Source organism: Hydrophilobacter chitinilyticus (genome assembly GCF_049860745.1).
Classification (GTDB): Bacteria; Pseudomonadota; Gammaproteobacteria; order Burkholderiales; family Burkholderiaceae_C; genus Rhodoferax_B.
In genome coordinates this window covers 2,839,277-2,865,382 of the sequence record NZ_CP187561.1, presented here as the reverse complement: position 1 = coordinate 2,865,382, position 26,106 = coordinate 2,839,277, and the positions used below count along the sequence as shown (strand labels likewise).

18 protein-coding genes and 2 pseudogenes are annotated in these 26,106 nt (G+C 60.6%); 3 read left to right on the top strand and 17 right to left on the bottom strand.

Annotated elements, in window-relative coordinates:
* The first annotated feature begins 56 nt into the window (after nucleotides 1–56).
* Nucleotides 57–1,448 carry an MATE family efflux transporter gene (locus tag ACPWMG_RS12635; protein ID WP_483304984.1) on the top strand — a complete coding sequence of 464 codons (1,392 nt, stop codon included), beginning with the start codon at nucleotides 57–59 and terminating at the stop codon, nucleotides 1,446–1,448.
* Between the two features lie 31 nt (nucleotides 1,449–1,479).
* Here ACPWMG_RS12635 and ACPWMG_RS12630 read toward each other — a convergent pair whose 3' ends face one another.
* Together ACPWMG_RS12630 and ACPWMG_RS12625 are read right to left on the bottom strand one after the other, a co-directional pair.
* The gene (locus ACPWMG_RS12630; RefSeq protein WP_483304983.1) at nucleotides 1,480–4,155 is read right to left on the bottom strand and encodes a sensor domain-containing diguanylate cyclase; all 2,676 of its coding nucleotides are present in this window, start codon (nucleotides 4,153–4,155) and stop codon (nucleotides 1,480–1,482) included.
* A gap of 428 nt (nucleotides 4,156–4,583) precedes the next feature.
* Nucleotides 4,584–5,465: a DMT family transporter gene (locus tag ACPWMG_RS12625; RefSeq protein ID WP_483304982.1), complete on the bottom strand. Its 882-nt coding sequence runs from the start codon at nucleotides 5,463–5,465 to the stop codon at nucleotides 4,584–4,586.
* Between the two features lie 254 nt (nucleotides 5,466–5,719).
* Between ACPWMG_RS12625 and ACPWMG_RS12620 the strand changes: the two genes are divergently transcribed.
* On the top strand, nucleotides 5,720–6,202 hold the full coding sequence (locus ACPWMG_RS12620; RefSeq protein WP_483304981.1) for a hypothetical protein: 483 nt from the start codon (nucleotides 5,720–5,722) through the stop codon (nucleotides 6,200–6,202).
* A 148-nt stretch (nucleotides 6,203–6,350) separates the two neighbouring features.
* Here ACPWMG_RS12620 and typA read toward each other — a convergent pair whose 3' ends face one another.
* From typA to ACPWMG_RS12565, 11 genes and pseudogenes are all read right to left on the bottom strand, one after another.
* Nucleotides 6,351–8,114, bottom strand: coding sequence for a translational GTPase TypA (gene typA, locus ACPWMG_RS12615; protein WP_483305241.1), 1,764 nt, complete (start codon nucleotides 8,112–8,114; stop codon nucleotides 6,351–6,353).
* A gap of 76 nt (nucleotides 8,115–8,190) precedes the next feature.
* Nucleotides 8,191–9,183: a tRNA pseudouridine(55) synthase TruB gene (gene truB, locus ACPWMG_RS12610; protein ID WP_483304980.1), complete on the bottom strand. Its 993-nt coding sequence runs from the start codon at nucleotides 9,181–9,183 to the stop codon at nucleotides 8,191–8,193.
* A gap of 2 nt (nucleotides 9,184–9,185) precedes the next feature.
* The gene (rbfA, locus tag ACPWMG_RS12605) at nucleotides 9,186–9,557 is read right to left on the bottom strand and encodes a 30S ribosome-binding factor RbfA (RefSeq protein WP_483304979.1); all 372 of its coding nucleotides are present in this window, start codon (nucleotides 9,555–9,557) and stop codon (nucleotides 9,186–9,188) included.
* Nucleotides 9,558–9,572: 15 nt separating this feature from the next.
* Nucleotides 9,573–11,837 (bottom strand): annotated as a pseudogene (gene infB, locus ACPWMG_RS12600) (translation initiation factor IF-2); the annotation flags it as partial.
* Between the two features lie 332 nt (nucleotides 11,838–12,169).
* Nucleotides 12,170–12,476, bottom strand: a pseudogene (locus tag ACPWMG_RS12595) (translation initiation factor IF-2 associated domain-containing protein); the annotation flags it as partial.
* Nucleotides 12,477–12,500: 24 nt separating this feature from the next.
* Nucleotides 12,501–13,997 (bottom strand): transcription termination factor NusA, encoded by a 1,497-nt coding sequence (nusA, locus tag ACPWMG_RS12590; RefSeq protein WP_483304978.1) that lies wholly within the window; start codon nucleotides 13,995–13,997, stop codon nucleotides 12,501–12,503.
* 69 nt (nucleotides 13,998–14,066) lie between these two features.
* Nucleotides 14,067–14,666, bottom strand: a complete 600-nt coding sequence (gene rimP, locus ACPWMG_RS12585) for a ribosome maturation factor RimP (RefSeq protein WP_483304977.1) — start codon at nucleotides 14,664–14,666, stop codon at nucleotides 14,067–14,069.
* 239 nt (nucleotides 14,667–14,905) lie between these two features.
* Nucleotides 14,906–16,546, bottom strand: coding sequence for an ABC transporter ATP-binding protein (locus ACPWMG_RS12580; protein ID WP_483304976.1), 1,641 nt, complete (start codon nucleotides 16,544–16,546; stop codon nucleotides 14,906–14,908).
* Nucleotides 16,543–17,652, bottom strand: a complete 1,110-nt coding sequence (locus ACPWMG_RS12575) for an ABC transporter permease (protein WP_483304975.1) — start codon at nucleotides 17,650–17,652, stop codon at nucleotides 16,543–16,545. Before ACPWMG_RS12575 ends, ACPWMG_RS12580 begins: the two co-directional genes overlap by 4 nt.
* A complete protein-coding gene (locus ACPWMG_RS12570) occupies nucleotides 17,649–18,689 on the bottom strand; it encodes a microcin C ABC transporter permease YejB (RefSeq protein ID WP_483304974.1) in 1,041 nt (346 codons plus the stop codon). Before ACPWMG_RS12570 ends, ACPWMG_RS12575 begins: the two co-directional genes overlap by 4 nt.
* A 3-nt stretch (nucleotides 18,690–18,692) precedes the next feature.
* A complete protein-coding gene (locus ACPWMG_RS12565; protein ID WP_483304973.1) occupies nucleotides 18,693–20,594 on the bottom strand; it encodes an extracellular solute-binding protein in 1,902 nt (633 codons plus the stop codon).
* An 87-nt stretch (nucleotides 20,595–20,681) separates the two neighbouring features.
* Between ACPWMG_RS12565 and fabI the strand changes: the two genes are divergently transcribed.
* Nucleotides 20,682–21,479 carry an enoyl-ACP reductase FabI gene (fabI, locus tag ACPWMG_RS12560; RefSeq protein WP_483304972.1) on the top strand — a complete coding sequence of 266 codons (798 nt, stop codon included), beginning with the start codon at nucleotides 20,682–20,684 and terminating at the stop codon, nucleotides 21,477–21,479.
* 152 nt (nucleotides 21,480–21,631) lie between these two features.
* Here the strand turns inward: fabI and phnX are convergent, their stop codons facing one another.
* From phnX to ACPWMG_RS12540, 4 genes are all read right to left on the bottom strand, one after another.
* Nucleotides 21,632–22,450 carry a phosphonoacetaldehyde hydrolase gene (phnX, locus tag ACPWMG_RS12555; protein ID WP_483304971.1) on the bottom strand — a complete coding sequence of 273 codons (819 nt, stop codon included), beginning with the start codon at nucleotides 22,448–22,450 and terminating at the stop codon, nucleotides 21,632–21,634.
* Between the two features lie 16 nt (nucleotides 22,451–22,466).
* Nucleotides 22,467–23,591 (bottom strand): TIGR03364 family FAD-dependent oxidoreductase, encoded by a 1,125-nt coding sequence (locus ACPWMG_RS12550; RefSeq protein WP_483304970.1) that lies wholly within the window; start codon nucleotides 23,589–23,591, stop codon nucleotides 22,467–22,469.
* 25 nt (nucleotides 23,592–23,616) lie between these two features.
* Nucleotides 23,617–24,315 carry an HAD family hydrolase gene (locus tag ACPWMG_RS12545; RefSeq protein WP_483304969.1) on the bottom strand — a complete coding sequence of 233 codons (699 nt, stop codon included), beginning with the start codon at nucleotides 24,313–24,315 and terminating at the stop codon, nucleotides 23,617–23,619.
* A 62-nt stretch (nucleotides 24,316–24,377) separates the two neighbouring features.
* Entirely contained in the window at nucleotides 24,378–26,105 is a 1,728-nt protein-coding gene (locus ACPWMG_RS12540; RefSeq protein ID WP_483304968.1) for a putative 2-aminoethylphosphonate ABC transporter permease subunit, read from the bottom strand.
* Nucleotide 26,106 lies beyond the last annotated feature (1 nt).

Genomic DNA, 26,106 nt, shown 5'->3' with positions numbered 1-26,106 from the left:
GCATCTCTGTGCTTTTGCGCACCCGTCCTTAGCTCTCGTCCCCTCTCTTCTCGTACATGCCCATTCGCCACCTGCGCAGCACCACCATCCAGTCTGAAATCAAAGCCTTGTGGAAGCTGGCCTGGCCGGTGCTCATCGGCCAGTTGGCCACGGTAGGCTTGGGCGTGACGGACGTGGCGATGGCAGGCCACGCGTCGGCTGAAGACTTGGCGGGTGTGTCGCTCGGGGTGTCGATCTGGCATTTGCTGATGGTCACGTTGACCGGTGCTTTGCTGTCGGTCAACCCCGTGGTTTCGCAGCTCTATGGCGCGCAAGAACTCGGGCGCATTCCGCATGTGGTGCGCCAGGCGCTGTGGAAAGCGCTGGGCTTGGGCTTGCTGGCCATGGTGGCAGCCAACGCGGCCACGGTGGTGTTTGACCACATGCACCTGGAACCCGCCGTGCACACGCTGGCCACGAACTTCGTGCGCATCACCAGCACCGCGTTTCCGGCGTTTTGCCTGTACCGCGTGTTGTATGGCTACAGCACCAGCATCAACCAGACCAAACCGATGATGGTGATTGCGGTGTTGGCGCTGCTGATCAGCATTGCGCTCAACAGCGTGTTGGTGTTTGGCTTGTTTGGCCTGCCGCGTTTGGGTGGCCTGGGCTGCGCTTGGGCCACGATGGCGTGTGTGTGGTTCGACCTGGCCGCCATTGTGTGGTGGTTGAAGCGCGCACCGGCCTACAAGAGCACCTTGCCGCTGGTGAAATGGGAGTGGCCGCATTGGCGAGAGATTCGCCCCATGCTTAAGCTGGGCCTGCCGATTGGTGTCACCTTCTTCGCTGAATCCAGCGCCTTCAGTTTGGTCGCCCTGCTGGTGGCCGGCTTTGGTGCCACGGTGGTGGCGGCGCACCAGGTGGCGCTGAGCTTCACGTCGCTGGTGTTCATGCTGCCCATGAGTTTGGGCGTGGCCTTGCTCACACGTGTGGGCCAGGCGCTGGGCGCCAACGATGCACGTGAAGCGCAAATGCGCGCGTGGGTGGGGGTGGGCATGGCCCTGGTTTTGTCAGCGCTGGCAGCCCTGGGCATTGCCTTGTTCAGCACCGTCATCGCCAACGCCTACACCAACGACATGGGCGTGGCCGCATTGGCCGCGCACCTGCTGCTGTTTGCGGCGGTGTTCCAGATTTCGGACGGCACACAGGTGGCCGTGGCCAGCGCCGTGCGCGCCTACAAGGTCACGCGTTTGCCGATGCTGATCCACATGTTTTCGTTTTGGGGCATTTGCCTGCCGCTGGGCTGCGTGCTGGGGTTGGCCCCCGAATGGTTGCCATGGAAGCCAGCGGTACCCATGGGCGCGCAAGGCTTTTGGACGGCGCTGGTGGTGGGGCTGACGGTGGCTGCGGTAGGCTTGTGGATTTTGCTCGGCCGGGTGTCGGCAGCGCGCATTCAGCGCACGGCGTAAGCGTCTGCGGCAAGGCACGGGCACAGCGACATTACGTCGCCCGCGCCAGGGTTTCAAACAAGCAGATGCAGCTCTGCCCTGTTCTTTTGGCAGCGTACATGGCGCGGTCGGCATTGCTCAACAGCACGGGCAAATCGTGCCCATCTTCGGGGTAGAACGCCACGCCCACGCTGGCCGAGACGCTCACCTCGTGGCCATTCTGCAAACGCACCGGTTGCTTGATCTGCGCGACCACACGCTCCAGCACCGCCGTGTGTTCGTCTGCGCCTTCCAGGTGGCTCAGCAAGATGACAAACTCGTCGCCGCCCAGGCGGCACACGGTGTCGTTGTCGCGCACGATGGCCAGCAGGCGCTGCGCCACGGCCTGCAGCACCTGGTCTCCGGCACCATGGCCGTGGATGTCGTTGACCTGCTTGAAGCCGTCCAGATCGAGGTAACACAGCGCCAGGCGCCGCTCGTAGCGGCTCGCCATGGACATGGCCAGCCCCATGCGGCTGTTCAGCAACATACGGTTGGGCAAGCCCGTCAACACGTCGTGGAATGCGATGTGCTCGGCATGTTCCTGCGCTCTTTTGATGGGCGTGATGTCGGCCAGCATCCACATGGATTCTTCGCTCTCCTGGTCGAGCATGGCGCCGTGGGCGTCCACCCACAACAGGTGGCCTTTTTTGTGTTTGATCTGGAACTGCGCCCGAAAACGTTGCCCCGCCTTCAGCGCACTCAAGGCCCGCGCCCGAATGTCGTGGTAGGCCTCTTCGTTCAAATGAAACTGCGCCAACGACGCACCCATCACCTCGTCGGTGGTGTAGCCAAAGATGGTCTGCATGGCCTGGTTGCGCCACACCACCTGCTGGTCGCGCAGTTTCACAATGCCGATGAGTTCGTTGTCGAGCATCAGTTCCTGCTCGCGCAGCACGTGGCGTAGCCGCTCCTTGGTGGCGGCGAGTTCGGTGATGTCGTACATGACAGTGCGGGTCATCTGAAACTCGCCATCCGCATCGGTCACCGCCGTGGCACTCAGGCTGACGCGCCGTGGTGGCATGCCGGGCACCACCAGATCAAACACCAAGCCGGCCACGGCACCGTTGGCCCGCACTTGCGGAAAGTAGCGCTGGAACTGCGCGCGCCCCTCCGGTGTAAAAAAGTCGCTTACGCTTCTCTTCCCCACCAGATCTTCCGGGGCGCAGTTCAGCCACGCGGCGATAGTGGCGTTGACGTAGAGAAAACGCCCGTCCGCGTCGAGCGAGTAGTAACCTGTGGGCGCGTTGTCGTACAGGTCACGGATTTCGGCCGCAGAAGCCTCTAGCTGCACTGCCAGGCTCTTGCGCTGGGTGATGTCGCGCGACGAGCAATAAACCAGGTCTTCACCTTCGATCGACACCGCGGTACTGGTGACCTCGACGTCGATGACGCGCCCATCCGCCCGGCGGTGCCGCGTCTCAAACTTGCGTAACTGCCCCAGCTCGGCGGTCAGCAGAAATTGCGTGATGTTCTGCTGTGGCATCTCCGCATCCCAGCTTGAAATGTGCTGTCCTCGCAACTGTTCAGGCGCGTAGCCCAACATCGCCGCAAAGGAATCGCTCAGCTCCACCACATGGCCCGAGCGATCCATCACGTGAATGCCGTCGCTGGCGGTGTGCAGCAGGGCCTGGTGGCGCCGCCCCTCATGCGCGAGTGCGGCCGACGCGGCCCATTCGCGCCGTGAGGCCCGGTGAACCGCCAGAGAGGCCAACGCCAGTACCACCATGGCCAGCAGAACCAGCCCGGCCACTTGCATCAACTGCGTGCGCCAACCCGTGAAGTAGTCTTCTGTGCCTAAGCCCACGACCACCAACAGCGGGTAACCCGCCACCTGCCGGTAAGCAGTGATGCGTTCGACTTGGTCGTGCGCGGCGCGGGTAATCAGCACGCCGCGCGCGGGGTTCACTTTCACGGCTTGGGTCAGTTGAGGTGACGCGAGGTCAATACGGTTCTCGGCAGCAGCCTTGTCCGCGTTGCTGGCGTTCTCCGCTCCATCGGCGTTATCGGTGGTACGGGGTGTTGGTCTGCGCGCAATCAGCCTGAGATCCGCAAAGCGCAAGCTCGCAGCGCCTTGGGGCCCCATTTCCACACTCGACAGCATCTGCTCGAAATGGGCCGTTTCCAGCACACCGTAGATCACGCCACCAAAAGAGCCATCCGGGTTATCAAAGCGCCGAGCCAGCGCAATCACCCACTTGTTGCTGATGCGTGAAACCAGCGGGTCGGAGATCACCAAGCCCGCGCTGGCATCGTCACGTGCACGCCGAAAAAATGCCCGTGAATTGATCTCGACCGGCGTCAAGACCGACATCGAACTGCCATAACGCACCATGCCGTCAGAGTCGGCAATGCGCAGGCTTTGCAGCTCGGGCACCAAAGCGGTCTGCTCGGCGAGCATGGCATCGGTGGCGGCCGCGTCGAACGCATCGGAGGTGCGGGTGCGGCGCAGTTCCTGAATGACGCTACGCATGGCCGTGTCCACACGCATCAACTCGCCGGCGATGTTTTGCTGCAGCCCTTGCGCCAGGTTTTCGCCGGCTGTCAGGGCTCGCTCGCGGTAGGCCTCGCGGCTGGCGAGCAACGACACCACCGCCAACGACACAAACAAAATAATGACCAGCGCATCGACCAGAAGCAGCCAACGCAAAGGCAAAGGGTGAACACGCCCCCCAGATGCACTTTTCATGCAGGCACCTCCCGTCGCTCGCACAACATATCTACGCCAATCGCTTCTTGATCGTTCGAACCTGTTCTGCCGAGTTCTTGCCAGTGGTATTTGCAACCCCTGGTCTTCCAACGTGTTGGCAGCTTCCCTACGGAAACACGTCAACATGTTCAAAAGATGATAGTGCTGAATCCCGGGCTCTGATGACGGGTAAACACTTGCGTACCAACCCCTGGCTGGAGCCTGAAGGGCTGGCCGCCGGTACGCGCAACATCGCCTGAACAGGCTGCGCGCATACGCTGGATCGGCTCATTTGTCTTTACAAAGTATTGTATTGGCCGCGCAGGCGCTCGCGCGCCTAAAACGTCGAGCTGTGGTGCCGTTGCATCCACTGCCGTAATAGCGGAGAGGAAAGCGCAGGCGGCCAAACCAGGCCGCTGCCGTTGCATCTAGGCGCGGCGTTGCGCCCAGCCCCAGACTTCGTTGGTCACCAAGGCTCCCACCACCATGGCGCCACCAATCAGGACAGTAGCACCTGGCGCCTCGTTGGCGCCCCACCATGCCAGGGCAATACCAAAAATCACCTCCAGCAAGCCCAGCAATGAAACTTCAGGCGCTTGCAAGACGCGCGCGCACAACACCGACAACACGCACGGAATCGCCAATTGCACCAGACCCAGCAGGGCCAGCAAGCTCACGTCATGCGCCGTGGCTTGGAATGGGTAGGCCAGGGGCAAGGTCACCAGCGTGGAGATGAACGCGCCCACCATCACGGCCGGCACCAAATCCACATTGCGGCCATGCGCCTGGCTGCGCTGCACCACTGTCCAGTTGATGGCGGCAGCCAGCGGCACACACAGCGCCACCACGGTGCCCAACAGCATGTTGCCTTCCATGTCCAACTGCGTACCGTACATGTAGCCGATACCCAGACCTGCCACCGCAATCGCCAGCCAGGTACGCAGCGCCAAACGGTGGCCAATGAAGATGCGCGCCACCAGCGCCGTGAACAGCGGCCCCAGCGCCATGGTGACCAGCACATTGGCCACCGTGGTCAACGTGAGTGCCACCATGAAGGCAGTGAACATGATGCTCCAGCACACGCCCGACACCACCACGGAGAGGCCGCCGCTGCGGATTTTCTGGAACACCTCGCGGCCTTGGAACGCCGGCAAGATCACCAGCAAAGACACCAAGGTGAAGAAGCTGCGCCAAAAGGTAACCTCGAAGCTCTTGGCGGATTCGAGATGGCGCGTCGTCACCCCGGCAATCGACCACATCAGTGTGACCAGCACCATCAGGAACAAAGCGCGCGCGTGAGAGAGTTTCATGGTTAAACAAACGTGGATTGGCCCATACGGGCGCCAGGTTCGAGATGAAACTGTTGGAAATTGCTGGCGTATGTGGCGCGCCATTTTGACCTAGAACACCCACCGGCACGACGCGGGATTGCACCAAGGTGACGCATCGCGGCCACACCCGAGCGACAACCTTTCAGACGAATCCATACAAAGACGTCTCTCGCCTACAGCGGTATGCGCTCTCGCGTCGCCATAATGAGGCTGAACCTTAGAGGAGACCCCCTATGCGCATGCGTACCATCTTGTTGATTGCCTTTATCTTGTTGATTGCCGCTTTCGTGGCCCTCAATTGGAGTGAGTTCATGCAGCCCACCCAACTCAGTGTGGGCTTCGCCATCTTTCAGGCGCCGCTAGGCTTGGTGATGGTGTTGCTGCTGGCTTTGGCTCTGGTCGTCTTCATGTTGGCCTCGGCCTACCAACAAACCTTGTACCTTCTGGAAAGCCGCAAATTCACCAAAGACATGGCCGCCCAACGTGAACTGGCAGACAAAGCAGAGGCCTCGCGCTTCACCGAGTTGCGCCAGGTGCTGGAGCAGATGAACCAAAGCGCCCAGCGACGGGACGATGCCACCCATGCAGCGCTGCGCAGTGAAATGACGCAGCAAACCGAGCGTGTGATCCACCACATCGACACCTCGGGCAACACCCTCGCTGCCTACATCGGTGAGTTGGAAGACCGTTTGCATCGTCCAGGCAGCGCCACATAGCCGCAGCCCATTGAGCACCCGAGAACGCAAAGTTCGAACGAAGAAAATCCCTAAAGCAAAACAGCCCGCCGTGGATGACTCCGGGGCGGGCTGTTTCACGTTTACAGAGCGGCCCGTCAAATGAGCCGCTCTTAAACCTCAGAACCGATTAGTCGCGGCTGGCGCGCTTACGCTCGTGTTCCTTCAGGAAACGCTTGCGCAGACGCACGCTCTTAGGCGTGATTTCGACCAGTTCGTCGTCTTCGATGAATTCCACGCCGTATTCGAGCGTGAGTTCAATCGGCGGCGTGATCTTGACAGCGTCTTCCTTGCCGGACACGCGGAAGTTGGTCAGTTGCTTGGTACGCGTGGCGTTGACGATCAGGTCGTTGTCACGGTTGTGGATACCCACAATCATGCCTTCGTACACGGGGTCGTTGGCGCGCACAAACATGCGGCCGCGATCGTCCAGCTTGCCCAGGGCGTAGGTGAAGATTTCACCGTCGTCCATGGAGATCAGCACGCCGTTCTTGCGGCCGCCGATGTCGCCCTTGTGCGGCTCGTAGCTGTCGAAGATGTTGCTGATCAGACCGGAACCGCGCGTCAAGTTCAGGAATTCGTTACTGAAGCCGATCAGGCCACGTGCAGGAATGCGGTACTCCAGGCGCACACGGCCACGACCGTCCGGCTCCATGTTCACCAGTTCACCCTTGCGCTCACCCAGGGCTTGCATCACGCCGCCTTGGTGGCCTTCTTCGATGTCGGCCGTGACCATTTCGATCGGCTCGTGCTTCTCGCCGTTGATGTCCTTGAACATCACGCGTGGCTTCGACACGGCCATTTCATAGCCTTCACGGCGCATGTTTTCCAGCAGGATGGTCAGGTGCAATTCGCCACGGCCCATCACTTCAAACACGCCTTCTTCGTCGGTTTCGTTGACGCGTAGCGCCACGTTGTGCTGCAGTTCTTTTTGCAGGCGGTCCCAGATCTGGCGGCTGGTGACGAACTTGCCTTCACGACCGGCCAGCGGGCTGGTGTTGACACAGAAGTTCATGGTCAGCGTGGGCTCGTCCACCTTCAGCATCGGCAGCGGCTGTGGGTTGGCTGGATCGGTGATCGTGACGCCGATACCGATGTCTTCGATACCGTTGATCAGCACGATGTCGCCAGGGCCGGCTTCAGTGGCTTGCACGCGCTCCAGGCCTTGGAATGTCAGCACCTGGTTGATACGGCCCTTGACGGCCTTGCCGTCCGGACCTTCCATGACGACCACGTCCATCATGGGACGAGCCGTACCTTGGCTGATACGGCCCACGCCGATGCGGCCGACGAAGGTGGAGAAGTCCAGTGCCGAAATCTGCAGTTGCAGCGGCGCCGTGGCGTCACCCGAGTTGGCAGGCACGTGCTTCAGGATGGTGTTGAACAGGGCCGACATGTCGGGACCCCATTGCTCACCGGGCGCGCCCTCTTCCAGCGAAGACCAGCCGTTGATACCCGAGGCGTAGACCACGGGGAAGTCGAGTTGTTCGTCGGTCGCGCCCAGCTTGTCGAACAGGTCGAATGCGGCGTTGACCACCTTGTCGGGGTTGGCACCGGGCTTATCGACCTTGTTGACCACCACGATGGGCTTCAGACCCAGGGCCAGGGCCTTCTTGGTCACGAAGCGCGTTTGCGGCATAGGGCCTTCTTGCGCATCGATCAGCAGCAACACGCTGTCGACCATGGACAGCGCGCGCTCCACTTCACCGCCGAAGTCCGCGTGGCCGGGGGTGTCGACGATGTTAATGTGCGTGCCTTCCCAGCTCACGGCGCAGTTCTTGGCCAGGATGGTAATGCCACGCTCTTTTTCAATGGCGTTGTTGTCCATCACCGTGTCGACCACTTTTTCGTGTTCGGCAAAGGTGCCAGACTGACGCAGCAACTGGTCAACCATGGTGGTTTTGCCATGGTCGACGTGCGCGATGATGGCGATATTTCGAATTTGTTTAACGCTGCTCACGGGTTCACTCCTAAAACTGTTGACCTTCTGCAATCGGCTGATGCAGGTTCTGCGCCTGCGTCTGGGCCAGGACTTGTTCGATTTCAAGTGGACTGAGCAGCCGGTCGGCAATCAGTTCACCACCTTGGATATGGGCCACCCCCAGCAAAGCTTGGGGGTCAGCGCCAAACACTGCGACCTGCGCCGCATCGGGCCACGCGCCACGACGGCGCATGCCACTGAGAAAATACCCGGCATCCTGCGGCGTCAACGTGACGCGCGTGTGATGCGCCAACAAAGCCTCGGGCGGCAACAAACACGCCAGGCGTTCGTCTTCACTCATGGCCTCGAGTTCGGGCAATGTCACGCACTGCGAAAGGTCAAAGTCACCTGTGACCTCGCGGCGTAAAAATGTCAAATGGGCGCCGCAACCCAGCGCCTCACCAATGTCTTCGCCCAGCGTGCGAATGTACGTGCCCTTGCTGCATTTAGCGACGAATTCAATCGCGGGTGCCGCCGATGCAGATTGCACCAACACGGCCTTCAGCGTATGAATACGCACATCACGTGCAGGCCGCTCCACTTCGATGCCAGCGCGCGCCAACTCATACAAGGGCTTGCCGTCCTTCTTCAAGGCGCTGTACATCGGCGGCACTTGTTGAATGGGCCCGGTAAACCGTGGCAAAACCTGCGCCAAGCTCTGAGGCGACACGTTCACCGGGCGCGTCTCGATGACATCGCCCTCGGCGTCGCCGGTGCTCGTACGTTGCCCCAAGCGGGCCACCGCGCGGTAGGTCTTGTCGGCATCCAGATGCAACTGGCTGAACTTCGTGGCCGCACCAAAACACAGCGGCAACACACCGGTAGCCAGCGGATCGAGCGTGCCGGTGTGACCGGCCTTTTCGGCGCGCAGCAACCACTTCACCTTTTGCAAGGCGTCATTACTCGACAGGCCGATTGGCTTGTCCAGCAACAGCACCCCATGCACGGGGCGCCGCTGCACCCGTGTGCGAGGCGCTTTCATGCTCAGTCCTCTTTTGCGCGAGAAGAAACGGCCTTGGCAATCAAGGCGTTCATGTCGGCCGCATGTTCGGTCGTGCGGTCGTAGATGAAATGCAGCGTGGGCACGGTATGGATGTGCAGGCGCTTGAACAGCCCATTGCGCAGGAAACCTGCGGCCTGGTTCAGCGCCTCCAGCGTGAGATCGGCATCGCCGACCAGCAAGCTGAAGAACACCTTGGCGTGCGCGTAATCCGGCGTCACTTCCACCGCCTGGATAGTGACCATGCCGACGCGCGGATCTTTGAGTTCGCGCGCGATCAGCTCCGTCAGATCACGCTGGATCTGATCGGCCACCTTCAGGCTACGGTTGGGGGTATCGGATTTCTTGCGCACCATGGTGTCGTCGCCTTTTTACAGCGTCCGCGTGATTTCCTTGATCTCGAAGAATTCCAACTGATCCAATTCCTTGATGTCGTTGTAATTCTTGAGCTTGATACCGCACTCGAAGCCTTCCTTGACTTCGCGCACATCGTCCTTGAGGCGTTTGACGGACTCAACTTCACCCGTGTAGATGACCACGTTTTCGCGCAGCAAGCGGAACTTGCAATTGCGCGTTACCTGGCCAGAGGTGATGTACGAACCGGCAACCGTACCAATCTTGGACGCCACGAACACCGTGCGGATCTCGGCCGTACCGATGATTTCTTCGCGCTGCTCTGGGGCCAACATGCCGGACATCGCTGCCTTCAACTCATCGACTGCGTCGTAAATGATGTTGTAGTAGTGGATGTCCACACCGTTGGACTCGGCCGTCTTGCGCGCACCAGCGTCGGCACGCACGTTGAAGCCAATGACCACGGCCTTGGAGGCAATCGCCAAGTTGATGTCGGACTCGCTGATACCGCCCACACCGGCGTAAACCATCTGCACACGCACTTCTTCGGTCGACAGCTTGAGCAGCGAAGCGGCCAGTGCTTCTTGCGAACCTTGCACGTCGGCCTTGATGATGACGGGCAGCGTCTTGACTTCGCCCGCAGCCATGTCCGTGAACATGTTTTCCAGCTTGGCGGCTTGTTGCTTGGCCAGCTTGGTATTGCGGAACTTACCTGCGCGGTAGGTGGCGATTTCACGGGCACGGCGTTCGTCGCTCAGCACCATGAACTCATCACCGGCTTGCGGCACTTCGGTCAGACCCTGGATTTCCACTGGAATCGATGGACCAGCCGACTTGGTAGCACGGCCGTTTTCGTCCAGCATGGCGCGCACGCGGCCATAGGTCGACCCCGCCAACACCACGTCGCCAGCCTTCAGCGTACCGGACTGCACCAGCACCGTGGCCACAGGACCGCGGCCCTTGTCGAGCTTGGCTTCAATCACCAGGCCCTTGGCTGCAGCAGCGACAGGCGCCTTCAGTTCCAGCACTTCGGCTTGCAACAGCACTTGTTCCAGCAGTTCGTCGATGCCTTGACCGGTCTTCGCAGACACGTTCACGAATGGCGACTCGCCACCGTATTCTTCTGGCACCACCTCTTCCACCACCAACTCTTGCTTGACGCGGTCGGGGTTGGAATCAGGCTTGTCGATCTTGTTGACAGCCACCACGATCGGCACACCAGCGGCTTTCGCGTGCTTGATGGCTTCTTTGGTTTGCGGCATCACGCCGTCGTCGGCTGCCACGACCAGAATCACGATGTCGGTGGCTTGGGCACCACGGGCACGCATGGCGGTAAACGCCTCGTGGCCCGGGGTATCCAGGAAGGACACCATGCCGCGCTCGGTTTCGACGTGGTACGCACCAATGTGCTGCGTAATGCCACCGGCTTCGCCCGACGCAACCTTGGCGCGACGGATGTAATCGAGCAGCGAGGTTTTGCCGTGGTCGACGTGGCCCATGACGGTCACGACAGGCGCACGTGGCAAAGCTTCCGCTTCTTGATCTTGCACTTCTTCGTCGGTGAAGGCTTCTGGATCGTCCAGTGCTGCCACCACCGCCTTGTGGCCCATTTCTTCCACGACGATCATCGCGGTGTCTTGGTCCAGAGGCTGGTTGATGGTGACCATCTGGCCCAGCTTGATCAGGTGCTTGATCACCTCAGAGGCCTTGACCGCCATCTTGTGCGCCAATTCGGCCACAGTGATGGTTTCCGGCACGTGCACTTCAATCACACGGGCTTCCACCGGCGCTTGTTGCACATGGTCTTCACGTTGGTCACGGTCGTTGCCACGACGGCCACGTGGGCCACCACGCCAGCTGCCACGGCCTACGCCGCCACTAGAGTCGCCACGCGTTGGCAGTGGTTTCTTCTTCGCAGGATCAGCCCAGCTGCTCGACAGCTTGGCAGACTTGACTTCTTTGCCAGCGGCACCGGCACCTGCGGCAGGCGCAGCGCCAGGAACGGCAGGCTTGGCCGGCGCGCCAGGCGCGGCGGCGGGCTTGTGCAGCGTGCCCTTCATGCCAGGCTTGGCCGCATCGGCCACGGCCTTCACGGCGGGCTTCGGCTCTTCAGGCTTCTTGGCGACCAACACCTTCTTGGGCGTGGCCATCATTTCACGAATGGCAGCGGCTTCGGCTTCCGCCTTGCGACGGCGCTCACCCAGATCGGCGGCACGTGCCGCGTCTTCTGCTGCGCGCGCTTTCGACAGCGCTGCAGCGGCATCTTTGGCGGCGTCTTTTGCAACGTCCTTGACCACTGCAGGCTCTGGAGCCGTCGCTGCAGCGGCTTGCGCTTTGTCTTGTGCCTGGGCCTTGGCAGCTTGTGCGGACTCAGCAGCGGCCTTGGCTTCGGCCGCAGCCTTGGCTTCAGCGGCAGCACGCTCGCGTGCCTCCTGGGCTTCTTGCTCTTCACGCAGGCGGCGTTTTTCAGCCAATTCTTCTTCCTGGCGACGGATCAGCTCGGCCTGGCGGCGCGCTTCTTCCTCACGACGGGCCAATTCGAGTTCTTCGGGTGTAGGGCCGCTCGGGGCTTCCAGCACTTCGGTGGACGCGCCTTCGCTGCCGACATCGTCGGAGCCATCTTCGCGCTTGATGAAAGTACGCTTTTTGCGCACTTCTACTTGAATCGTGCGCGCACGACCGGTGGCATCGGCCTGCTTGATTTCAGTGGTCGACTTTTTCACCAAGGTGATCTTCTTGCGCTCACCCGTGGCTGTGCCATGGCTGGCTTGCAGGTAGCTGAGCAGTTTTTGCTTGTCGGCATCGGTCAGGGTGTCGGCAGAGGCCGACTTGGCCACGCCCGCGCCCTTGAGTTGCTCAAGCAGGACGTCTGGGGATTTTTTGAGTTCAGCAGCAAACTCGGCGACGGTGGTATTGGACATGTGTGTTGTGACCTTTCATGACCGTTACTCTTGAGAAGCTGCGTCATCGGTAAACCAATGTGCGCGTGCTTTCATGATCAAAGTCGTGGCCTCGTCGGGTGACAGGCCGGTAATTTCAGTAAGTTCGTCTCCGGCCAAATCGGCCAGATCGTCGCGGCTATGCACGCCAGCTTCATTCAGCTTGGCGATCAGCTCCACCGTCAGCCCTTCGAGGTCGCGCAAATCTTGCGAAACTTCGTCAGCACGCTCTTCGCGGGCGATTTCCATGGTCAGCAACACATCCTTGGCACGGGCGCGCAACTCATTGACCGTTTCTTCGTCGAAGCTCTCGATGTCGAGCATTTCCTGCAGTGGCACGTAGGCCACTTCTTCCAGGCTGGTGAAACCTTCCTGGATCAGGATGTCGGCGATTTCTTCGTCCACATCCAGCTTTTCCATGAACAGCTTGCGGCTCGAATCGGTTTCGGTCGCTTGCTTTTGCGCCGATTCGGCGGCGTCCATGATGTTGATCTTCCAGCCGGTGAGGTCGGAAGCCAAACGTACGTTCTGGCCACCACGGCCGATGGCGATGGCGAGGTTTTCTTCGTCCACCACCACATCCATGGCGTGACGCTCTTCGTCCACCACGATCGACGAGACGTTGGCCGGAGCCAAGGCACCGATCACGAACTGGGCTGGGTCTTCGCTCCACAGCACGATGTCGACACGTTCGCCGGCCAGCTCGTTGGTCACGCCGTTGACACGGGTGCCACGCACACCGACACAAGTGCCGATGGGATCGACGCGTTTGTCATGCGACAACACGGCAATCTTGGCGCGCGAACCTGGGTCACGGGCGCAAGTTTTGATCTCCAGCAGGCCTTGTTCGATTTCAGGCACTTCCTGGCGGAACAGCTCGATCATGTACTCTGGCGAACTACGCGACAGAATGATCGGCGCGCCGCGCAGGGTCAGGTCCACTTCCATGATCATGGCGCGCACGCGGTCACCGGTACGCAGGTTTTCCTTGGGGATCATTTCGCTGCGGCGCAGACGGCCTTCGACGCGGCCGCTTTCCACAATGATGTCGCCCTTGTCCATACGCTTGACGGTGCCGACGAAGATCTTGTCGCCGCGCGACATGAAGTCGTTCAGCAGCATTTCGCGCTCAGCGTCGCGGATCTTTTGCAGGATGACTTGCTTGGCCGCCATGGCGCCGATACGGCCGATGGGCACGGAGTCCACGGGCTTCTCGATGTAGTCGCCTTCTTCGATGTCGGCGATGTCTTCGCGCACATCAGAGACCAACTCTTCGGCATCAGGGTTTTGCAGGCCGGCAGAGTCCGGCACCACCAACCAACGACGGAAAGTGTCGTAACTACCGCTGTCACGGTCCACCACGACGCGGATATCCACATCGCCCGGATAGAGCTTTTTGGTGGCTTGAGCCAGGGCCGCTTCAACAGCGCCAAATACGACGTCCCGCTCCACGTTCTTTTCACGTGAAATAGCGTCGACCAACATCAACATTTCGCGATTCATCTCACGAACCTCCTGAATACTCAATCAACAAATCAACCTGCTCCGCCGGACAAAGCCGAGGTGCAGATATCAGCCCTCCGTAGCGCCGTTGTCTTTGGCGTTACGGCCCTTGAAACTGACGATGGGCGCAAGCCTTGCTTCACGCAGCTCATCCAGTACGAAACCCAGCACCTGCACGGGCGCAGGCGCGCGCTTCTTGCTCACACGCACACCCGGCTTGACCGGCGGCGCATCGCTCCAGACGATTTGCCAGCCACTGGCTTGGCCTTCAGTTGCAGCAACGCGTTCGAGCGTGCCGCGAAATTTTTTACGGTTGGCGCTGACCTGGCCGGCAGCCGCCTCACCGATCGGCGCCTTGAGCGTGATGTCGATCTCGGCGCCTTCAAAACGCTCGAAATCGCGCTCGTGGCGCAGCGGTCGGTCAATACCTGGGGAAGAAACCTCCAGGCGCTTGTATTCCACGGCCTCGACTTCCAGCACAAACTGCAACTGGCGCGTGACCTTTTCGCAATCTTCAACCGTGACGAACTGCTCTGCACCTGCAGGCGTGCCCGACACCCAAGGCAGATCGATCGTGATGCGCAGCAAACCACCGGCAGAGCGCTCAATCTCTACCAAGTCGTAACCCAAACCGGTTACCGTTTTCTCAACGATGTCTTGCAGTGCCACGTGTCTTTATGAAATGTCTAGTAGAAATACGGATAAATCAGCCCATGAAATCAGAAATCCACCAGGATTTCCCTGCTTTTCAGGGGCATCAAAAAACAATCGACCAAAAAAAACGGGCGGTAGTTACCCGCCCGTTTGGTCGTGAGCCGATATTGTATCGTAAAAAGTCACGTTCGGCCAGTGGTACACCACTGTCGAACCGCTATTGCAGCCCGGCCAAGCCCCGGTGCGGGGTCAGCCTAGGCCGCAGCGGCCACCAGCATGCGGGTGTAGCTGTGCTGCGGTGCGTCCAGAAGCTGTTGCACCGGGCCGTATTCGACGATTTCGCCGTCCTTCATCACCATCACCTGGTGCGCCATGGCGCGGATCACATCCACATCATGGGTGATCAGCAAATAGCTCAGACCGCGCTCACGCTGCAATTGTTGTAGCAACTGCAACACCTGTTTCTGGATGGTGACGTCAAGCGCGCTGGTCGGCTCGTCCAGCACCAGCAGTTGCGGGTTGACCACCAAGGCTCGCGCAATCGCCAGGCGTTGCCGCTGCCCACCTGAAAATTCGTGCGGATAACGCTGCAGCAAGCCGGGAAACTGCGCTTCGGTCATACCCACGCTGGCCAGCGTATCGAGCACCACCTGGCGCTGCTCGCTCAGCGCCTGCAGCGGCGCGTGCACGCGCAGCCCCTCGGAGACGATCTCTTCCACCGTCATACGCGGCGACAGCGATGAAAACGGGTCTTGAAACACCACCTGCACCACAGCACGCAAGGCCTTGTTGTGGGCCGCGTTACGGCTCCAACTGGCGCCCTGCACTTCCAAAGCGCCGGCAAACGGCACCAGGCCTAATGCGGCCAAGGCCAACGTCGACTTGCCAGAGCCAGACTCGCCCACCACGCCCAGCGTTTGGCCAGGGCGGATGGTGAAGTTGGCGTCTTTTACCGCCACAAAGCTGCCTTTTTTAAACCAGCCCTCGACACCTGGAATCGGCACCGGATAACTCACGCGCAGGCTCTCGGCCGACATCACCGGTGGCACCTGGCGGTCGTGTATGGCGCTGACCACGTCGCGCTCCGGCCGGCTGTCGAGCAGCTTGCGGGTATAGGCGTGTTGCGGATGCGCAAACACTTCTGACACGGGGCCTACTTCGACGATGTGGCCGTTCTCCATCACCGCCACGCGGTCGGCAAAACGGCGCACCAGGTGCAGGTCGTGCGTAATCAGCAGCACCGCCATACCGTTGCTGCGCTGCAGGTCGCTCAGCAGTTGCAGGATTTGCCCGCGCAGGCTCACGTCCAATGCGGTGGTCGGCTCGTCTGCCAGCAGCAAGCGCGGCTTGCAGGCCAGAGCCATGGCGATCATGGCCCGCTGGCGTTGCCCACCCGACAACTGGTGCGGATACGCTTTGGCGCGGCGAGCCGGCTCTGGGATGCCGGTATCCGCTAGCAATTTAATAGCTTCTCGCGCAGCATCAGTGCGCGTGTAGCCTAGTTTTTCTTCCAAGACTTCGGCGATCTGCGCGCCCACCGGAAACACCGGGTTCAGCGCCACCATGGGCTCTTGAAAAATCATCGCCACGTCTTGCCCGCGAATACCGCGCAGGGCGTTTTCTTTCAGGCCGCACAAGTCGACCAGCCCGTCGCGGCTGTGGAACAGCGCCTGGCCCGACACCTCGGCGTCTTGCACCAAGCGCAGCAGGCTCATGGCGGTGATGGTTTTGCCCGAGCCAGACTCACCCACCAAGGCCAGCTTTTCGCCCGCGTGCACTTGGAAATGCACGCCATGCACCACCTCGCGCCCGGCGAAACCCACGCGCAGGTCGCGCACCTCCAGCAGCGGCTTGGCCACTGATGCGTCGTTCGGCATGTTGCTCAATCCGCTCATGGCGTGCCCTCCGCCGCCAGCGCTGGGGCTTCTACCTTGTCTTTTTTGCGAGCGGGCTCAGGTGCGTCCACCTTACGTGGGTCCAACGCATCACGCAGCGCATCCCCCATGAAGGTCAGCAGCAGCAGCGTGCTCACCAGCAGCACAAAGGTGGAGAGCGAAATCCACCAGGCGTCGATGTTGTTTTTGCCCTGCGACAGCAATTCGCCAAGCGACGGCGTACCCGATGGCACGCCCAGCCCCAGAAAATCGAGCGAGGTCAATGCCAGGATGGCTTCACTCATACGAAACGGCAGGAATGTGACAACCGGGGTCAGGCTGTTAGGCAAGATATGGCGAGCGATGATCTGCCAGTTGCTTAAGCCCATAGAACGAGCTGAACGCACATAGTCCAGTTGCCGGTTGCGCAGAAACTCGGCGCGCACATAGCCCGACAGCCCCATCCAGCCAAACAGACTTAGCAGCACCAACAACAGCCCCACGCTTGGCGAAAAAATGGCGCTAAAGATGATCAACATATACAGCGAAGGCATGGAGCCCCATATCTCCATAAAGCGCTGGAAAAGCAGGTCTGTCCACCCCCCAAAATATCCCTGAATTGCCCCAGTAATCATGCCTAGCGCAATGCCTGTAAATGCCAGCACCAGCGCAAAAAGGACACTTACGCGAAAGCCATAGATGAGCTGCGCCAAGAGATCACGGCCTCGATCATCTGTACCTAGCAAGTTTTCAGAGGATGGGCCCGATGGATTGGGCTCCTTCGCAAAATAGTTAAGCGTTTTCGCGCCATATGGGTTAGGAGCAAAAATCGCCCAATTGCCATCTTTCTTAAATTGGCTACGAATAAAGGGATCGAGATAGTCGGTCTCGGTATCAAAGTCTCCGCCAAACGTTTTCTCTGAGTACGAATACGCAATGGGGTAGTAAAACTGCCCCTGGTATTTGACAATCAGAGGTCGATCGTTCGACACCAATTCGGCCACCAGGCTAACCAACACCATGGCCACAAAAATCACCAGGCTCCAGTAACCCAGGCGGTTACGTTTGAAGCGGTTCCAGGCTCGACGGCCTGGCGATATCGACTTGGACACGACGTGGTTTGTCATAGGCTGTCGAACTTAACTCGAGGGTCGACCCATACATAGCAAAGGTCACTGATAAGGTTCGTCACCAAGGCAATCAATGTAAATACAAACAAAGTACCTAACACTACAGGGTAGTCGCGACGGATCACACTTTCGTAGCTCAATAGGCCCAGACCGTCTAGCGAAAACAACGTTTCAATCAGTAAGGCACCGGTGAAAAATGCACCAATAAACGCCGAGGGGAAGCCCGTTACGATGGGCATTAAGGCATTGCGAAAAACATGACGCCACAATACTTGTCGCTCGGCCAGGCCTTTGGCCCGAGCCGTCACCACATACTGTTTGCGGATCTCTTCTAGAAATGAGTTTTTCGTCAACATGGCAGTCACCGCAAAACTGCCGACAACCATGCAAGTCACCGGAAGCGTTATGTGCCAAAGGTAGTCTGCGACCTTAGCGCCGAAACTAAGCTCACTCCAGTTGCTAGACACCAGCCCGCGCAACGGAAACCACTGAAGCTGTCCACCAAACACCACCAGCAATAGCACTCCAAGAACAAAGCCAGGAATCGCGTGCCCTACAAGTACCAATAACGTTGTCAAAAAATCGAACCTTGAACCAGCACGCACCGCCTTGGCCACCCCGAGCGGCACGGCCACCAGGTAACTGATAAAAAACGTCCACAAACCAAGACTGATAGAGACCGGCAGCTTCTCCATGATGAGTTGCGACACCGGCTTGTTCTGGAAGAAGCTACGCCCTAAATCAAAACGCGCAAACTGGCCCAGCATTTGAAAAAAGCGCTCGTGGGCCGGCTTGTCAAAGCCGTATAACGCCTTGATCTGCTCGATGCGCTTCGGGTCCACGCCCTGCCCGCCCCGGTAGCTGAAGCCGCCGCCCTCGGCGCCGCCGCCACGGTTGGCCCCGGCGCGGGCTTCGGCCAGGTATTGCTCTACCGGACCGCCGGGCACAAACTGCACCACCGCAAAGGTGATCAGCAGCACGCCCAAAAGCGTGGGCACCATGAGTGCGATGCGTTTCAGTACATAAGCCAGCATGGGTTACTTTGCCTGTGTCTGTGGGGTTGCGGGAGCCGAAGCGGCCGAGGCTGACAGCGCGGCAGTTGCGGCAGAGGCCGGGCCTTTGCCAGCCGCCAAGCGCGACCACCAGGTGTGGATCACCCAGGTCTCGCCCGGCGAATACGGCGGCACCTCTAACGGGCGCTCCAGGCGCCAGGCGTTATAGGCCATGCGGTGCGTGCCAGCCGACCACTGTGGAATCAGGATGTGGCTGTGCGCAATCACCCGGTCAAGCGCGCGGCAGGCAGGCAGCAGCTCGGCCTTGCTTTTGGCGCTGACCATGCGGTTGATGAGCACATCGACCGCCGGGTTTTGAATGCCGGTGTAGTTGCCAGAATCTTCCACCGTGGCCGCCTTGCTGCCAAACATGTCGGCAAACTCTTGCCCCGGGCTGTTGGTGCCGGGGAAGTTGATGGTCATGATGTCGAACTCAAACTTGCTCAGCCGCTGCTGGTACAGCGCAAAGTCGACAGCGCGGTAGTTCAGCTTGATACCAAGCTTCTCCAGGTTGCGCGCCCAAGGCACGACCACGCGGGCGCCGCCTTCGTTGCTGTCCAGGTATTCGATCACCAGCGGCTCGCCCTTGGCGTTGCGCAACGCGCCGTCGCGCACCTCCCAACCGGCTTCGCGCAGCAATGCCTGGGCTTTGCGCAGGTTGGCGCGCAATGACGAATCACCATCGGTGCGCGGCGGCGTGGTCATGGGGCCAAAGGTAGCGGCCGGAATGTTCTTGCGCAGCGGGTTCAGCAGCGCCAGTTCTTCGGCGCTTGGGTCGCCCTTGGCCTGGCAATCGGTGTTGCCAAAAAGGCCGTTCACGCGGTCGTAGGCGCCGTAGAACAGTTGGCGGCTCATCCACTCAAAGTCCATGGCCAGGCCCAAGGCCTCGCGCACCCGCACGTCCTTGAACTTGTCGCGCCGCACGTTGATCACGTAGCTTTGGAAGCCCGTGGGCATTTGGTGCTTGAACTCGCCCTTGATCAGTTCGCCGCTGTCGAACTTGCGCCCGTTGACACGGCGAGCCCAATCGCCCGCCGAGAAAAAGCGCATCAGGTCGAACTCGCCAGCCTTGAGCGCTTCCAGCCGCGCGGTGTTGTCTTTGTAGATCTTGACGGTCACGCGGTCGAAATTGTCCATGCCGCGCTTGACGTTCAGGTCGCGCGCCCAGTACTCGGGGTCGCGCACGTAGGTGATGTCTTTGCCGAAGTTCACCGGCCCAATGCGGTACGGGCCGCTGCCAATCGGCGGCTCCATCACCACCTCGTCAAAGCGCTTGGGCTTGCCATTCACCATGCCCCAGCGTTGGCTGAAGATGGGCAGGCCGCCCACGGTCAACGGCAGTTCGCGGTTGGGCTTCTTGAAGCGGAAGCGCACGGTGCGCGCATCCAGCACGTCGACGCCATCCACGTCTTCCAACAGCGTTTTGTAGCCGGGCGAGGTGTACGGTCCCATCAGCGTTTCATAGGTGTAGCGCACGTCGGCCGCCGTCACAGGCTTGCCGTCATGGAACTTGGCCTCCTTGCGCAGCACAAAGGTGGCGCTAAGGCGGTCGGCCGGCACCGACACGTCTTCGGCCAACAAGCCGTAGCCCGAGCCGTTTTCGTCCATCGAGCCGGTCAGCAGCGAGTCAAACAGCATGTCGCCCAGGTAGGCCGGTGCGCTGCCCTTGATGGTGAAGGGGTTGTATTTGTCGAAGGTGGAACTGCGCACATTGCTCACCAGGCGCAACTCGCCGCCCTTGGGGGCGTTGGGGTCGACGTAGCCAAAGTGGCTGAAACCGGGGGCGTATTTCAGGTCGCCCCACAACGCGTAGCCATGCGCAGCCCAGGCCGGTACGGCCAGGCACCACACAAAGCTCAAGCTCCCTGCAAACCGAAAAAAACGCATGCGACAATTCTGCACTATCTCTTCACCCGTTCTTCTGATACCTGACACATCTGTTGTGTAGGCACTTGAACTTTAGAAAGTCGCACCATGGGTTTCCTCACTGGCAAAAAATTGTTGATCACCGGCGTGTTGTCCAACCGCTCCATCGCCTACGGCATCGCCAAGGCCTGCCACGCACAAGGCGCTGAACTGGCTTTCAGCTACGTGGGTGAGCGTTTTAAAGACCGTATCACGGAATTCGCTGCCGACTTCGACTCCAAGCTGATCTTTGATTGCGACGTGGGCGACGACGCGCAAATTACCAAGCTGTTTGCCGACCTGTCGCAAACCTGGCCCACCTTCGACGGCTTTGTGCACAGCATCGGCTACGCCCCGCGCGAAGCCATTGCCGGCGACTTTCTCGACGGCCTGAGCCGCGAAGGCTTCAAGATCGCGCACGACATCAGCGCCTACAGCTTCCCGGCTATGGCCAAGGCGGCCCTGCCCTACCTCAACCCCAAATCGGCCCTGCTGACGCTGACCTACCTGGGCGCCATTCGCCACGTGCCCAACTACAACACCATGGGTTTGGCCAAGGCCTCGCTGGAAGCCAGCGTGCGCTACCTGGCCGAGTCGCTGGGCCCCAAGGGCATGCGTGTCAACGGCATCAGCGCCGGCCCTATCAAAACCTTGGCCGCCAGCGGCATCAAGGGTTTTGGCAAGATTTTGAGCGTGGTCGCCGAGACGTCGCCCATCCGCCGCAACGTGACGATTGAAGACGTGGGCAATGCTGCTGCCTTCATGCTGTCCGACTTGGCCAGCGGCATCACCGCCGAGATCACCTATGTGGACGGCGGCTTCAGCCACGTGGTGGGCGGCATTGCCGAGCCTGCGGCCGAGGCTTAAGCCAAATCAACCTTTCGCGCGCTTTGTGCGTGCGAGAGGCGCTACTCTTTTTGAAGTAGCGCGATCTCCATAAAAAACGCCCGTGAACCTTGGTTCTACGGGCGTTTTATGTTTTGCGGCCGGTTGAGTGCAGCCTGTTCAATGCCGCCGATTTACGGGCGCTGGCCATTCTTCAGTTTGGCCGCAATGTCGTCCAGCACCGGCAGCAGGTCGGCCACCGAATCGATGACGTAATGCGCACCCGCCGCCTTGAGCTGTGCGGTGGCCGTATCACGCAACGCCTGCTGAGCCGTTGCGTCCAGCGCCTGCCACTCGGCCAACGTCAAGCCCACGGCATTGCCGCTGATGGCCAGGCCCACTGTCCAGGTGCCGGCGTGCAAGCCTTCTTCAATGCCCACGCCGGTGTCGTCCACCTTCACCACGGTGTGCGGGGGCCACACGCCCAGGTCGGCAAAGGTGCGGTACATCATCAGCGGCGACGGGCGGCCGGCGACCAGGTCGCCAGCGCAAACCAGGTTGTCGGGCACATAGCCACCCTTTTCGGCGATGGGCAGCACGATGTCCATGATGGGCCGGTTGTAGCCGGTGGTCGAGCCGATCTTCAAGCCGCGCGCGCGCAACGTGTTCACCGTCTCCACAGCGCCGGGAATGAAGGCCGCAAAGTCGGCCACCACGGCGGCATTCATGGGCGTGAAGACTTCGTAGAGGTGGTCGACATCGGCGGTGCTGAAGGGTTTGCCATGCACCTTTTCCCATTGGGCGGCAATGCGCGGCAGTGCGCCCAAGGCGTTGATGTGATCCCACTTGGCCATGCCCATGGGGCCACGGGCTTCGGCAATCGTCAGCTCGATGCCAAACTTTTCGAACAGCCGCACAAAGGCGCCCATGGGCGCGCAGGAGCCGAAGTCGAGGATTGTGCCGGCCCAGTCGAAGACGACGGCGGTGAGTTGATTGTGTTGGGGTGTGGTCATGATTTAAAGCCTGGCGTTACCAGTTTGCGAAAACTTCTTCGGCAATGCCGAAGGCCGTGCTGGCACCGGTGCCGCTGGTCACCAGCACAAGGCGCGTGGCCGCGTCGGGCTGGTCGATCAGGCAATCGGTGCTGGCAGAAGAGGGATAGGTGCCCACCCAACGCTCGGTCACGGTGGCATCCGTCAAACGCAGCGTGGCGTGCAGGTGGCGCAGGATGATGTCGTCCACGCGCTGGTCGGCAAATGGCTCCAGCACCGGGCCGTAGTGGTGCGAGTCGCCCACCACCAGCGAACCGTCAGCGCTTTGCACCACGATGAGGTGGATGCCGTGGGCCAAGGCCTCGGCCTCTTCCACGTCCAGTTGGGCGCGCAGCGCGGCGGCTTCGGGCAGCTTGCTATAGCCGTGGTAACGCACCAGGCTCAGGTCGGACATGACGGCAGACGGCAGCTTGAAGCCCGCCTCGGGCCGCACGCGCAGCATGTGCAACTGGCACAAACGCAGGTCGTGCGCGGCGATGCGGTCGGCGAACAGGCCGTTCAAATCGGTATTGGTGCAGACGGCCACACGCTCGGCGTACAGCGTGGCGCGCGAGGTACGAACCTTGGGCGTGGCCACTTCCAACACGGCTTCGCTAAAGCGGAACACCACGCCATGGGCCTCGGCTAACCAACGGGTGAGCTGGCCAATGGCCGTGCGCGATTCGACGCGGATTTCATGCGGGCTGTAGAGGCCGCCAGTCGCGCCCTCCCACTGCAAACTGGGCGCGCGGCGCGCGGCCTCAGCCGCATCCACCAGCTCACAACCTTCGGCCATCGGCGTGTGCATAAAGGCTTGCAGCACCTCCAAAGCCTTAGGGCGAAAAGCCGAGAGCCAAAGCCCTTCGTGCAGCACCGGAATGCCCGCCTGCGGCGCCACCTCGCCCCACACTTCGCGGGCGCGGCGCGCGCGGCGCCAGGTGTCGCCAGCGCCCTGGCCGGTGACAGTGATGAAGCCGAAGTTGCGGATGGATGCGCCCACACAGGCTGCATCACGCTCCACCACACACACCTTCAAGCCACGGCGCGCGGCAGTATAGGCATGGGCCAGGCCGACGATGCCGGCGCCGACCACGATCAAATCAAATTTCGTGTTGTCTTGCATGGGATTCAAAATCAAAAAACGTTCTTCAGCGCGGCAGGCGCAGCACCGGCCAGCCGCGTGTGCTGGCCTCGGCCTCCAGGCGTGTATCGGGGTCAACCACCACCGGCTGGCCCACGGCCAACAGTAGCGGCAGGTCGTTGATCGAATCGCTGTGGAAGCTCGACTTGGCCAAGGTGGGTGCGGCGGCCCAACCGTGTTGATCCAGCCAACTTTTGATGCGCGTGACCTTGCCTTCGCGCATGTTCAACACGTCGCGGGTTTTGCCGGTGAAGCGGCCATCGGCATCGCTTTCCAGCTCGGTGGCCAGCAAGTGTTCAAAGCCCAAGACCTGCGCGGTTTCTTCCACCAGAAAACGGCTGGTGGCGGTGCTCAGCACCAGCAGGTCGCCACGCATCTGGTACTGCCGCATCAGAGCAAAGGCCGACGGCGGCAGGCGCGGCAGGATCACGTCGCGCATGAACATGCTGCGCAGCGGCTGCCACTCGGCCGGCGTTTTGCCTGCCAAGGTAGCGGCAAAAAAAGCGCAGAACTCGCCGGGCACGGCCTCGCCGGCGTTGTAGCGGCGCTCCATGGCCTGGTTGCGCTCGGCAAACTCGGGGCCGAGCACGCCGTGCTTTATCAAAAATTCACCCCACAGCACTTCCGAGTCGCCGGTGAGCAGGGTGTTGTCCAGGTCGAACACGGCCAAGGTGGGGCCGGGAACGTTGTTCTTATGTTCTTGCATCAAAAAGTTCTTTAACAAGCCGGTCTAACAAATCGATCTAACGGAGTGATCAGCACATCAATTTAACGTGACGGATTGCGCCACGCCTGGGTGCGGCGCTCCACCAGTTTGCCAACGCCCAAGTAGACCAAGGTGACGATGAGCGAAGTGCCAGCAATCAACACCGCCATAGCAGCAGCGGGGCCCGTGTCGCCCGCCTCGTCCAGGTTCAAAATAGCAACCGAGGCCAACTTGGTATCGGGCGAATACAGGAACACCACGGCCGAGATGGTGGTCATAGCATTGATGAAGAAGTAGCGCGACACATCCAGCAGCGTGGGCAGGCAGATCGGCACCGTCACACGCCAGAAGGTGGTGTAGAACGGCACCTTCAAAGAGCCCGATACCGCTTCAAACTCCGCATCAATCGACTTCAGCGCCGTGACCACCGTCAGGTGGCCGGTGGTGTAGAAGTGCACGATGGTGCACAGCACCAGCAGCGCGCCAGTCTGGTACAAAAAGTTCAGCGGGTTGGCCGGTGCGTTGAAGAAGAAGATGTAGCCCAGACCCAGCACCAAGCCGGGCACGGCCATCGGCAGCATGGCCATCAAACGGATGACCGGGCGCGCCCAGTCCAGCCCACGCGTTTTCTCCAGCAGATACGCGCCCACAAACACCAGCACCGGGCCGATGGTGGCCGTGCCAGCAGCGAGCTTCAGGCTGTTGACCATGGCGACGTCCAGCTCGGCGTCGAACAGACCCGCGGCGTAGTGCGTCAAACTCGGCGTGAGGTTGTAGGGCCAGAGCTTGGCAAACGAGGCGAACACCGCCATGCCAAACATGGCCAACATCAGCGCACAGATCAGGGTGCAAAACAGCGTCATCGCCAGATCAAACCCACGCGAACGCTCGGGCACCAGCGCCACCGCACGCGCGCTAAGCATGGCGGTTTGTTTACGCTGCACAAAGAAGTCGACCACGAAGGTCAGCACGGCGGGCGTGAGCAGCAGCAAAGCCACCACCGCGCCGCGTTGAAAGTCTTGCTGGCCGATGACGAGCTTGAACACATCGGTGGCCAACACGTTGAAGTTGCCGCCAACCACCTTCGGAATGCCGAAGTCCGTCATCACCAGCGTGAGGCTGACCAGCGCCGCCGAGATCAGACCGTATTTGGCGCCCGGCAGCGTGATGGTGAAGAACTTGCGCAGGGTGCTGGTGCCCAGCGCATCGGCCGCTTCGTACAGCCGTGCATCGGCCAAGGTCAGCGCCGTCACCAACACCATCAGCACATGGGGGAACACCGCAAAACACTCGGCCAGCACAATGCCCGAGGCACCGTAAATGCCCGTAAAGCCCAAAGCCAACCAAAATTCTTTGGCCACACCCTGGTTGCCAAACCAGTAGATCAAAGAAATGGCCGACAGCAACGATGGCGCCAACAGCGGCAGCAGCGTGATGGTCCGCAACAGCCCTTTGAACGGCATGCAACTGCGCGTGAGCGCGTAGGCAAAAGTGAAGGCTAGCGGAATGACGATCAACGTCACCAGCACCGACACCCATACGCTGTTCCACAGGCTTTGCAGCAGCGCGGGGGAAGCCAGATACGCTGTGAAGTTGCCCCAGCCACTTTTCTCGCCCGTGCCCCCCAGGGCTTGCGACAAGATGGCCATCAAAGGCGACACCAGGCCGACCGCCAGGAACAACAGAATCAAGCCCAGCAGCAAGTGTGCCAAGCGGTCGCTCCAATGCAGGCGCTGGCGCACCGTCGTCGGCGCGGCAATGGAAGCGATAGAAGCAGCAACAGCCGTCATG

Coding starts and splice junctions, on each gene's coding strand:
- ACPWMG_RS12540 (WP_483304968.1), bottom strand. CDS start 26,105: ATGACGGCTGTTGCTGCTTCTATCGCTTCCATTGCCGCGCCGACGACG.
- truB (WP_483304980.1), bottom strand. CDS start 9,183: ATGAAAGCGCCTCGCACACGGGTGCAGCGGCGCCCCGTGCATGGGGTG.
- ACPWMG_RS12545 (WP_483304969.1), bottom strand. CDS start 24,315: ATGCAAGAACATAAGAACAACGTTCCCGGCCCCACCTTGGCCGTGTTC.
- ACPWMG_RS12550 (WP_483304970.1), bottom strand. CDS start 23,591: ATGCAAGACAACACGAAATTTGATTTGATCGTGGTCGGCGCCGGCATC.
- ACPWMG_RS12575 (WP_483304975.1), bottom strand. CDS start 17,652: ATGACAAACCACGTCGTGTCCAAGTCGATATCGCCAGGCCGTCGAGCC.
- ACPWMG_RS12635 (WP_483304984.1), top strand. CDS start 57: ATGCCCATTCGCCACCTGCGCAGCACCACCATCCAGTCTGAAATCAAA.
- ACPWMG_RS12565 (WP_483304973.1), bottom strand. CDS start 20,594: ATGCGTTTTTTTCGGTTTGCAGGGAGCTTGAGCTTTGTGTGGTGCCTG.
- rbfA (WP_483304979.1), bottom strand. CDS start 9,557: ATGGTGCGCAAGAAATCCGATACCCCCAACCGTAGCCTGAAGGTGGCC.
- typA (WP_483305241.1), bottom strand. CDS start 8,114: ATGGTTGACCAGTTGCTGCGTCAGTCTGGCACCTTTGCCGAACACGAA.
- phnX (WP_483304971.1), bottom strand. CDS start 22,450: ATGACCACACCCCAACACAATCAACTCACCGCCGTCGTCTTCGACTGG.
- ACPWMG_RS12570 (WP_483304974.1), bottom strand. CDS start 18,689: ATGCTGGCTTATGTACTGAAACGCATCGCACTCATGGTGCCCACGCTT.
- ACPWMG_RS12625 (WP_483304982.1), bottom strand. CDS start 5,465: ATGAAACTCTCTCACGCGCGCGCTTTGTTCCTGATGGTGCTGGTCACA.
- fabI (WP_483304972.1), top strand. CDS start 20,682: ATGGGTTTCCTCACTGGCAAAAAATTGTTGATCACCGGCGTGTTGTCC.
- ACPWMG_RS12620 (WP_483304981.1), top strand. CDS start 5,720: ATGCGCATGCGTACCATCTTGTTGATTGCCTTTATCTTGTTGATTGCC.
- ACPWMG_RS12580 (WP_483304976.1), bottom strand. CDS start 16,546: ATGAGCGGATTGAGCAACATGCCGAACGACGCATCAGTGGCCAAGCCG.
- nusA (WP_483304978.1), bottom strand. CDS start 13,997: ATGAATCGCGAAATGTTGATGTTGGTCGACGCTATTTCACGTGAAAAG.
- ACPWMG_RS12630 (WP_483304983.1), bottom strand. CDS start 4,155: ATGAAAAGTGCATCTGGGGGGCGTGTTCACCCTTTGCCTTTGCGTTGG.